Genomic DNA, 9,025 nt, shown 5'->3' on the forward strand with positions numbered 1-9,025 from the left:
CGCTGCCCGGCCGGCGGTCAGTCGTCGGTGAACCGGTACACCACGAAATCCTTGTCCGCGCCGCACGCGATCACCCGCGTGTTCCACGAGCAGGACGCGCTGCGGACGTCGACGAGCTGGCCCAACTCGTCGACGGCGCCCGACTCGGCCCACACGCCGGCCACGCTGCGGTTGTCCGCCACCGTGCTGGTCGGCTCGGCGAAGACGAGCAGGTTGCCGGCGTCCAGTCGGGCCGCTACGCCGGGGCGGTCGGCCAGCACCGCCTTGCCGGTGGCGTCGAAGAGGGTGACCGTCGCTTTCGGGTACTCCCGTTGGGTGAGCACCTGCTCGCCGACCGGGACCAGACCGGTCGCGCCCGGCGCCGACCAGGAGATCGCCGACTTCCCCTCGGTCGCCGCCACCACCTCGGTGCGCTCGGCGTCGCTGTTGCGCACCTGCACCAGGCAGGCCCGCCGCTCGCCGCAGGCCACCAGCGCCTTCGGCCGGTACTCCGCGTTCTCGGCCCGGTAGAGGACCACCGGCGCCGCGTCGGAACCCAGGTCGTACGCCAGCACCTGGTACCCGCCGTCGGTGGGGGCCACGTAGAGGCGGTCCTCGTGCGCCACCACCAGGTCGTCGAGGTCGGCGACGTTGCCCCACTCGCGCAGCACCGACCCGGAGGACATGTCGAGCAGCCGCGCCGAGCGGTCCGCCCCGACCTGCACGAGTCGTCGCCCCTTGCCCGTCCACGGGTCGCGGGCGCCGCCGTCGAGGTACGCCGGCCCACCCGCCGCCTCGTCGGTGCCCACCGGCCGGACGACGGTACGCGCGCCGCCGTACTGGTCACGCGGGTTGGGCTTGCTCCACTTGTCGGTGCCGTCGCCCAGCCGCAGGCCGACCAGCCGCCCGGCGGCCCGGTCCGCCAGCACGGCGGTGTCGTCGGAGAAGTAGACGTCGTCGTCGCCGCGGACCGCCCGGTGCCAGCGCTGGGCGCCGGAGCGGCCGTCCAGGACGGCCAGTTCACGCGGTGTGCTCTCGCCCGGCGCGTCGGCGAGGACCGCGACCGCCCCCGGTACGGCGACCAGGCCGGCCCAGTCGTCGGCGGTGACGCCGGTCTGCCGTCGCCACAGCTCGTCGCCGGTGCCGGTGTCGACGGCGACCACCTCCAGCCGGTCGTCCGGCAGCGGGTACCCGAGGTAGGCCCGGTCGCCGAGCATCGCGGTCCACATGCCGCTGGGCCGTTCGGCGCCGGCCGGCAGCCTCGACAGCTCGCCCAGCGATCCGAACTCCAGGTCTGGGTAGCGGTCCCGCAGCAGGTAGAGCGTCGCCGCGGTGGCCACCCCGGCCAGGGCGAGCACCGCGCCGAGCACCACCCAACGGGCCCGCCGCCACGTCGTACCGCCGGGCGGGGTGGGCGTCGGCGTGGCACCCGCCGCGCCGACCAGCGTGCCCGCGACGCCCGCCGGCTCCGGCACGGTCGGCGCGAGCGCTGGCGGCCATCCCGGGCCGCCCGGCCGGGCCGCCGCCGGCCCGGGTTGCGACGGTACGGTCGGCGCGGTCGACGCCGCAGCCGGCGCGGACGGGCCTGCGAGAGCCGGCGCCGGCGGGCCCGCCGGAGGCGGTACGGGCAGCGCGGTCGGGGCGGCCTGCCGTCCCGCGTACGCCGGCAGCGCTCGGCGCAGCGGAAGGTCCGTCAGCGCGCCCTCGGCCACCGGCAGCTCCGGCTGGTCCAGCACCGTCGGCGCCACTCCCAGCTCGGCGTGCAGCATCCGGGCGACCAGCGGGATCCGCGACGAGCCGCCCACCAGGAACAGCCCGGCGAGCTGGTCGGGGCGGAGCCCGGCCGTGGCGATGACCTCCCGGGCCCGCTGCACGGCCCGGTGCAGCAGCGGCGCGGCCACCCGCTCGACGTCCTCCCGCGTCAACCGCACAGCCTCGGCCACCCCCGGCACCGCGACCGGGGCCACGGCCGAGCGCGACAGCGTCTCCTTCGCGCCGCGCACCTCGTCCCACAGCCGGACCTGGTCGCGACGCTGCGCCGGATCCGACGGGCGGACCAGCCGGGCCCACCGCCGGGCGTGCCGCTCGCCGAGCAGCTCGCCCACCCGCTGCACCAGCGCCGCGTCCAGATCGAGACCACCCAGGTCGGGCAGGCCACCGTCGGCGACCACGCGGAAGCCGGAGTCACCCCACGGGTCGGCGCCCTCGTTGCGCAGCACCGCGACGTCGAGCGTTCCACCGCCGAAGTCGAACACCGCGATCGCGCCGCCGACCGGCACCGGCCGGTGCAGCACCTGCGTGTAGTAGCGGGCGGCAGCCACCGGCTCGCGCAGCAGCCGGGTGCCCGGCGGCGTCGGCCCGGCGAGGGTGTGCTCGGCCGCCTGCGGCCAGCCCGCCCGCAGCAGCGCGTCGGCGAGCACCTGCCGGCGCGTGTCGTCCCAGGCCGCAGGGCAGGTGAGCACGGCCGGCGGCAGGAAGCCGACGGCGTCCACCGCGGCCCGACCGACCGCCGTCAGCACCGCGGCGAGCAGCTCCGCCGGAGCGTACGCGCGGTCACCGAGCTGCACGGTCGGCTCGTCCACCCGGCGCTTCGGGTTCGCCTCGAACCGGGCCGGGTCGGCCTGCGCCAACCGCCGGGCGTCCATCCCGACGTGCAGGGTGCCGTCCGGGTCGGCGTACACGGCGGACGGGCTGACCGGCTGACCGTCCATCAGCAGCGGACGGGTCCGGCCGTCCGGCCACCGCAGCACGGCGACCGTGTTGGACGTGCCGAGGTCGACACCGAGGGCGTAACCCTCGTGCTGGCCTGCCATCTGCCGATACCTCCGCCGCGACGAGGGAAACCCAGCCCCGCATCGTACGCAGCCCGCGCCGCCGGACCGATCAGTCGGTGCGGGTTCGGTGGGCAGTGCGCCTACCAGCGGAACAGGGCGTAGATGTCACAGACGTTGGTGCCGGTCAGCGCCGCCTCGATGATCTGCCCCATCCTCGCCAGCGGCTCGTAGGTGTTGTTGTCGGCCAGGACCCGTTCCCACGAGTAGCCGAGGTCGCTCAGCAGGCCGAAGCTCCCGCCGGTGACCCACGCGCCCATCGCCTCGGCGACGAAGTCCTGGCCGTCCGTCGCCAGAGCGACGAAGCAGGTCGAGCGGGAGCCCGAGATCTGCCGTGCCACCCGCCAGGCCAGTTCCTGACATCTGCCGCCCCGCCCGCCTCCACGGACGTTGACGGTGGCTTCGCCGCCGCCCAGCACGACCCGGGGTGGTGGCCCGCCGTCGCGGGTCGCCAGATCCAGACGGCGGGCGAAGAGCGCCGCCACATCCTGCGTACTGCCCTGCAGGGCGCTACCGATGATGTCGGTTCGAAACCCGCGACGCGCCGCCTCCTCGGCGCAGAGCCGCACCGCGAGCCCCGGATCGCCGACCATGGTGTTCCGGCATTCCGCGTGACCGGCGAACCTGCTTCTGCGCAACTCCATCGCGGCGACGAAGTTCGCCGTCAACCTGCTCGGGATCTCGGCCTTCTGCATGATCTCGACGACCGCGTCGGCATCCGTGACGGACGGGTACGTCATGCCCGAGCCGACGCCGGCCGGCCCCACCTGAACGTTGTCGCACAGTATGTACGAGCAGCAGCGGGCACCCAGTGAGTACGACAGGAGCCCGCCGTTGTGAATGGCGGACACCGACCGCCTGACCATGTTGACGGTGGTCACGTCCACCCCGGAGAGCACGAGGATCCGGGTGACCTCGGTGAGGTCTTCGAGAGTGACCGGTGGCAGCGGCAGGACCGCCAGCGCCGACGCTCCTCCCGAGATGCCGAACACGATCACGTCGCGCTGGTCGTAGGCGCCTGACGTCAGGAACGAGCGGAGTTGGATGCCGGCGGTGAGGCTGTTGCTGCGCGGGAAGGGATGGTCTCCCACCAGTTGGGTCACGCCGGGGATCGGCGTGCCCACGGACTTCGACACGCAGATTCCGCCTCGAAATCGGGTGCCGCTGGCCGCGACGATGGCCGACGCCATCTCGTGCGCGGCCTTTCCGACGGTAACGGACCGGACCGAGCGCACCCCGGGATGGAGGAACGGTTCACGATCTATCGCCGTCGCGGTCAGCTTCGTCGCGTGCAGACCGGGCAGGCAGGCGGCCGCGACCGACACGCACGTCTGGACTTCTGGCAACGAACGCACAACAGGCCCCCGCGTCATCGTCTGAGGTCCCTAGAGCACGACTCGCACGATGCGGCGGGCGAGCGTGCGGGGATCCTCGCGGTCACTGGAAAAGACCTCTGTTCTGCCCGGACTCTCCTTCAGCCCGTCGAGATATCCGGCCCGCAGCGCCGTCCAGTAGGACTCCAGCCCGATGTCCTTGCGGCTGAACGGGCTGAGTGTGCTCCGCTCGAGCGTGGTCGACAACGAGACATCGAGGAAGACCGTCACGTCCGGTTCGATTCCCCTGCTAGCAAAGGCGGTGACCCCTGCCACGACCTCCGGCGGCAGGCCCCGCACGTGCACGAAGAAGGCGGAGACGGACAGCGACCAACGGTCCGCGATGACGATGGCGTCCGGCGCGTCGGCGGAGACCCTGCTCAGGAGGTGGGCCTTCCTGCTGAGGTGACCGGCGTACAGCATGAGTTCGGTGTTGGCGTCCAGCTCGTCCGCGAGCTTGGCCGGGTTGGTGATCGACTTCAGCCGCGTCGAGATCGGATCTCTGACCACGAGATCCTTCAGTTCGACGCAGGGCACTCCGTCGGAACGCAGGAGCGCGGCGACGGCCCCGCAGGTCGTGGACTTCCCGGCATTGGTCATTCCCTCGATCGCGACAAGCACCGACTGCACCCTCCTAGTTCGATCCCGCACCGACCTCCTTGGGCCCGGTGTCGAGCGCGAGCGCATCGGACTCCGCCGCACGGCGCTCGTCGAACGGCGTGAACAGGACGTTCTGCCGCGGTTTGGCGGACAGATCCCGGACTGCCCGACGCTTCACACGGGCAGGTATGGTCAGCGAACCCTGGGCCAGGTCATCCATTTGTTTCTTGATGGCACCGAGCGCGTCCCGCAGATCAGAGTCACGTCCGGGTGGGATCGCCATGATCTGTTCCAACTCCCGGCGGATGGCGCCGTACCTGGCCGAATCCGCGCGGTAGCGATCGGCCCGCTGCTCGAAGCGGAGGAACGTCTGGAGACTGGACAGGACCACGGAACACAGACTCAGGACACCGGTCGCGATCCGTATCCAGAGTGCCGGGTCGGCCGCGAGGGTTGCGAAGATTCCCGTGCTCACGACGGCGGAGAGCGCGATCGTCGTGCCGCCGATCAGGCTGTTCAGGCGGGAGTAGTGGTTACCGGTGTCGTACTGCACACGCTGACTCTGCCTGCTGCGTCGATGCCAGTCGGCGATGAGCTTCTTGGTCGAGTCGTCCATTCCCGACCTCCGGATGTCAAGAAGTGCCCGCGCTCAGGCGGTCACGCAACCGCCGGTGTCGTTCTTCGACGGGCGCTGCGAAGACGAACCTGTTCTTCTGGGGCGAGAAGCAGAGGTCTCCCGCAGCGTCCTTGAGGAACACCGCCTCAAGTTTCGGCTTCTCGATGAACTCGCCGGGATCGAGCAGGAACGCCGCGCGCGTGTAGGCGCCGGCATCGACCTGGTAATAGATGGTCAACAGGTCGACGAAGGGCCCCGGCTCGGCACGACCACCGACGGACGCCATGGTCGTGATCCGGTCGCAGGACTCGTCCAGAGAGATCTTCTCCCGCACGTACAGACCGAGGGCGTCGTCGGACAGGAGCCCTCGGCAGATGGCCCACTCCCGATCACTGATCGGCAGCGCGTCCCGCAGATCCGACCAGACCGCCAGGGTGTATTCGTGCTGCAGGCCCTTCTGCTCCTCGGCCAGAGCGCGGGGCTTACCGATGTCGTGAAGGCACAGCATGAGTCGGAGCGCCCGCAGCCGCAGGCCAAGCGGCAGCGGGACGGCACTGAACCACTTTTCGAACAGGGAACAGACCATGATCGTGTGGTCCCGGAGCGAATAGTCACGCTTTCGGGAATTCCTTCCCCGGAGCTGTTCCTCGATCGCCGGAATGGTGGCCAGAACGCCCAGAGCGCGCTCGGGAAGGTACGCCGCGTCATCGACCAAGCCCTCAAGTCGCGAGCGGACGACCGAATGATCCAACTGAACCTCCCACCGTGCCCCTACGGCGTGCCCTACGCCTAGCTTGCAGCGACACCGATGAGTAGGCAAGGCGACCCTGCTCCACATCCTCCGAAACGGTCGACCTCGTGCTCGCCTCCCCTTCCCGTGCGTACTGGTGCAGGATTGCCGACATGCTTCGCTCACCTCGCGCGCTCCTGCTGGACTTCGGTGGCGTCTTGGTCGACGCGCCGCCACAGCCCCCGGCGCCGCCCGCGCTGGTCGACCGGTTCTCGCACCTCCTGGGTGGGCTGGTCTCCGACGCGCAGATCGCCGCCGACCTGAGCGAGGGCACGACCGCGTACGCGCATTGGCGTGACGAGGTGGGCACGACAGGCGACCCGGTCGAGCTGCCGCACGCGCGGGTATGGGCCGAGTTCGTGACGCCACGATGGCCGCCTGCGGCCCGTGCGGCCGTCGAGCGGGAGGCGACCGCACTGGCGTACGCCTGGACCTCGCGAGCCGAGTGGGAGGTCCGCCCGGGCATCCCGGAGGCGCTGCGTGCCGCCGCTGCTGCCGGCCTGCGGCTGGCGGTGGTCAGCAACACGCTGTGCGGCGCCGCCCACCGGGACTACCTGAACACCGCCGGCTTGTCCGAGCTGTTCGCCGCCGAGTTCTACAGCGACGAAGCCGGGCCCCGCAAACCCAACCCACAGCTCGCCCTTCTGGCGGCGCGGGCCATCGACGTGTCCATCGACGAATGCTGGTTCGTGGGTGACACCGTGCACCGGGACATCGCCTGTGCCCGCCGCGCCGGTGCTCAGGCGGCGATCCTCATGCGGTCGCCCCGGACCGACCGGGAGCCGCCACATCCCGAACTCGTTCCCGATGCCGTGGTCGAGGACGGGCACGGTCTGCTCGCGCTGCTTCGACAGGTGTGGGGCACGGCGGTCGCGGCACCGTAAGCGAACCGCAAGATCTCCCGGTTCGGGGCCGTCGGCTCCGCTGGCTAGGCTGGCCCGGGAGGTGGCCGGTGGCGCAGCGGGTGCTCGTGGTCGACGACGATCGCACCGTCAGCGACGTGGTGTGCCGCTACCTGGAGCACGCAGGGTACGAGGTGAGCCACGTCGGGGACGGGCTGGCCGCCCTGGAGGCCGTCCAGGACCGGCCGCCGCACCTGGTCGTGCTGGACCTGATGCTCCCCGGGCTGGACGGGTTGCAGGTGTGCCGGCGGCTGCGGGAGCGGCCGGACGGCGTACCCATCATCATGCTGACCGCACGCGGCGACGAGGCGGACCGGGTGCTCGGCCTGCAACTGGGCGCCGACGACTACCTGGGCAAACCGTTCTCTCCGCGCGAGCTGGTGCTGCGGGTCGGTTCGGTGCTACGTCGGGCCGGTGAGCCGGCCGCGCCGGCAGCCGAGCTGCTGGCCGACGCGGGGCTGGAGGTGGCCACCGGGCCACGGATCGCCCGGCTGCACGGCCGCGAGCTGGCCCTGACATTGCGCGAGTTCGATCTGCTGGCACACCTCATGCGGCACCCGACGCGGGCGTTCAAACGCACCGAGCTGCTGGAACGGGTGTGGGGGTGGAACTTCGGCGACCAGTCCACGGTGACCGTGCACGTGCGACGGCTGCGGGAGAAGATCGAGGACGACCCGGCCGAGCCGCGACGGATCGTCACGGTCTGGGGCGTCGGCTACCGGTACGAGCCAGCCGATGCGTGACCTGGCGCTGATCTTCGGGGCGGCGCTCACGGCCGCGCTCGGCGTGGGCCTGCTGGGCGCGCTCACCCTGCGGCTGCTGCGCCACCGGTCGATCACCGTGCACGTGTGCGTCCTGCTCACCGTCACCGTGGCCGCCGTGGTGGCCGGGGTGGTGGTGGTCGCCCAGGCGATGTTCCTGTCTCCGCACGACCTCCAGGTCGTCCTGCTCACCGTCGCCGCGGCGGCGGTCGTGAGCCTCGGCGTCGGCTGGTACTTCGGGCGGCGACTGGCCGTGGCCGCGGTCTGGGCGGCCCAGGCCCGGGAGCGGGAACGGCGGGTCGAGAAGGGCCGCCGGGACCTGGTGGCCTGGGTGTCACACGACCTGCGGACGCCGCTGGCCGGCCTGCGGGCGATGGCCGAGGCGCTGGAGGACCGGGTGGTCGACGACCCGGAGACGGTCGCCGAGTACCACCGGCGGATCCGCCTGCAGACCGACCGGATGACCCGACTCGTCGACGACCTGTTCGAGCTGTCCCGGATCAACGCCGGGGCGCTGCGCCTGACACTGTCGGCGGTGCCGCTCGGTGAGGTGGTCTCCGACGCGTTGGCCGGCACCGCGCCGCTGGCCAAGGCCCGCCGCATCCGCCTGGTGGCCGCCGAGTCGGGCTGGCCCACCGTGCTGGCCAGCGAGCCCGAGCTGGCCCGGGTCGTGGGCAACTTGCTGCTCAACGCGGTGCACTACACGCCGAGCGACGGCACGGTACGGGTGGACGCCGGATGCGAGAGCGACGCCGCCTGGCTGGCGATCGCCGACACCTGCGGCGGCATTCCGGAAGACGACCTGCCCCGGCTGTTCGACGTGGCGTTCCGGGGTGAGCCGGCCCGTACGCCCCGCTCCGGTGGGGAGGGCTCCGGCGGGCTGGGGCTGGCGATCGTGCGCGGGCTGGTCGAGGCGCACGGCGGCCGGGTGGACGTGCAGAACGTCGTCGGCGGCTGCCGATTCGTGGTCCGCCTCCCGACGGCCTGACGCCCCGCGGCGTCAGCGACCCGCTGCCAGCTCGCCGAACCAGCGTCGCCCCCGCCGGAACACGTCCCGTACCGCCAGGCCGGCGGCGTCGGCGACCGGGTGCACGGCGCGCGCGTCCAGCCGGGCCCAGCGGAACGCCGGGCCGAGCAGCAACCGGCCGGCGCGCTGCTCGGCGGCCCCCCGGG

8 protein-coding genes are annotated in these 9,025 nt (G+C 72.1%); 3 read left to right on the forward strand and 5 right to left on the reverse strand.

Annotated elements, in window-relative coordinates; genetic code table 11:
- Positions 1-17: 17 nt before the first annotated feature.
- The 5 genes from ABZU46_RS10140 to ABZU46_RS10160 form a co-directional block, all read right to left on the reverse strand.
- The gene (locus ABZU46_RS10140) at positions 18-2,792 is read right to left on the reverse strand and encodes an Hsp70 family protein (protein ID WP_354856110.1); all 2,775 of its coding nucleotides are present in this window, start codon (positions 2,790-2,792) and stop codon (positions 18-20) included.
- A gap of 101 nt (positions 2,793-2,893) precedes the next feature.
- Positions 2,894-4,183 carry a DUF4147 domain-containing protein gene (locus ABZU46_RS10145; RefSeq protein ID WP_354856111.1) on the reverse strand — a complete coding sequence of 430 codons (1,290 nt, stop codon included), beginning with the start codon at positions 4,181-4,183 and terminating at the stop codon, positions 2,894-2,896.
- Between the two features lie 12 nt (positions 4,184-4,195).
- Positions 4,196-4,804: a dTMP kinase gene (locus tag ABZU46_RS10150; protein WP_354856112.1), complete on the reverse strand. Its 609-nt coding sequence runs from the start codon at positions 4,802-4,804 to the stop codon at positions 4,196-4,198.
- A 13-nt stretch (positions 4,805-4,817) separates the two neighbouring features.
- The gene (locus ABZU46_RS10155; RefSeq protein WP_354856113.1) at positions 4,818-5,399 is read right to left on the reverse strand and encodes an SLATT domain-containing protein; all 582 of its coding nucleotides are present in this window, start codon (positions 5,397-5,399) and stop codon (positions 4,818-4,820) included.
- Positions 5,400-5,415: 16 nt separating this feature from the next.
- Positions 5,416-6,150 (reverse strand): hypothetical protein, encoded by a 735-nt coding sequence (locus ABZU46_RS10160; protein WP_354856114.1) that lies wholly within the window; start codon positions 6,148-6,150, stop codon positions 5,416-5,418.
- A 152-nt stretch (positions 6,151-6,302) separates the two neighbouring features.
- On the opposite strand from ABZU46_RS10160, the gene ABZU46_RS10165 reads away from it, so the two are divergent.
- The 3 genes from ABZU46_RS10165 (at position 6,303) to ABZU46_RS10175 (ending at position 8,840) form a co-directional block, all read left to right on the forward strand.
- On the forward strand, positions 6,303-7,073 hold the full coding sequence (locus tag ABZU46_RS10165) for an HAD family hydrolase (protein ID WP_354856115.1): 771 nt from the start codon (positions 6,303-6,305) through the stop codon (positions 7,071-7,073).
- 68 nt (positions 7,074-7,141) lie between these two features.
- Positions 7,142-7,834: a response regulator transcription factor gene (locus ABZU46_RS10170; protein ID WP_007461060.1), complete on the forward strand. Its 693-nt coding sequence runs from the start codon at positions 7,142-7,144 to the stop codon at positions 7,832-7,834.
- Positions 7,827-8,840, forward strand: coding sequence for a HAMP domain-containing sensor histidine kinase (locus ABZU46_RS10175; RefSeq protein WP_354856116.1), 1,014 nt, complete (start codon positions 7,827-7,829; stop codon positions 8,838-8,840). The genes ABZU46_RS10170 and ABZU46_RS10175 overlap by 8 nt, the downstream gene beginning before the upstream one ends.
- The last annotated feature ends 185 nt before the right edge of the window (positions 8,841-9,025 follow it).

The sequence above is a fragment of the Micromonospora sp. NPDC005197 genome (assembly GCF_040608295.1).
Lineage (GTDB): Bacteria > Actinomycetota > Actinomycetes > Mycobacteriales > Micromonosporaceae > Micromonospora.

Coding starts and splice junctions, on each gene's coding strand:
- ABZU46_RS10145 (WP_354856111.1), bottom strand. CDS start 4,183: ATGACGCGGGGGCCTGTTGTGCGTTCGTTGCCAGAAGTCCAGACGTGC.
- ABZU46_RS10175 (WP_354856116.1), top strand. CDS start 7,827: ATGCGTGACCTGGCGCTGATCTTCGGGGCGGCGCTCACGGCCGCGCTC.
- ABZU46_RS10155 (WP_354856113.1), bottom strand. CDS start 5,399: ATGGACGACTCGACCAAGAAGCTCATCGCCGACTGGCATCGACGCAGC.
- ABZU46_RS10140 (WP_354856110.1), bottom strand. CDS start 2,792: ATGGCAGGCCAGCACGAGGGTTACGCCCTCGGTGTCGACCTCGGCACG.
- ABZU46_RS10165 (WP_354856115.1), top strand. CDS start 6,303: ATGCTTCGCTCACCTCGCGCGCTCCTGCTGGACTTCGGTGGCGTCTTG.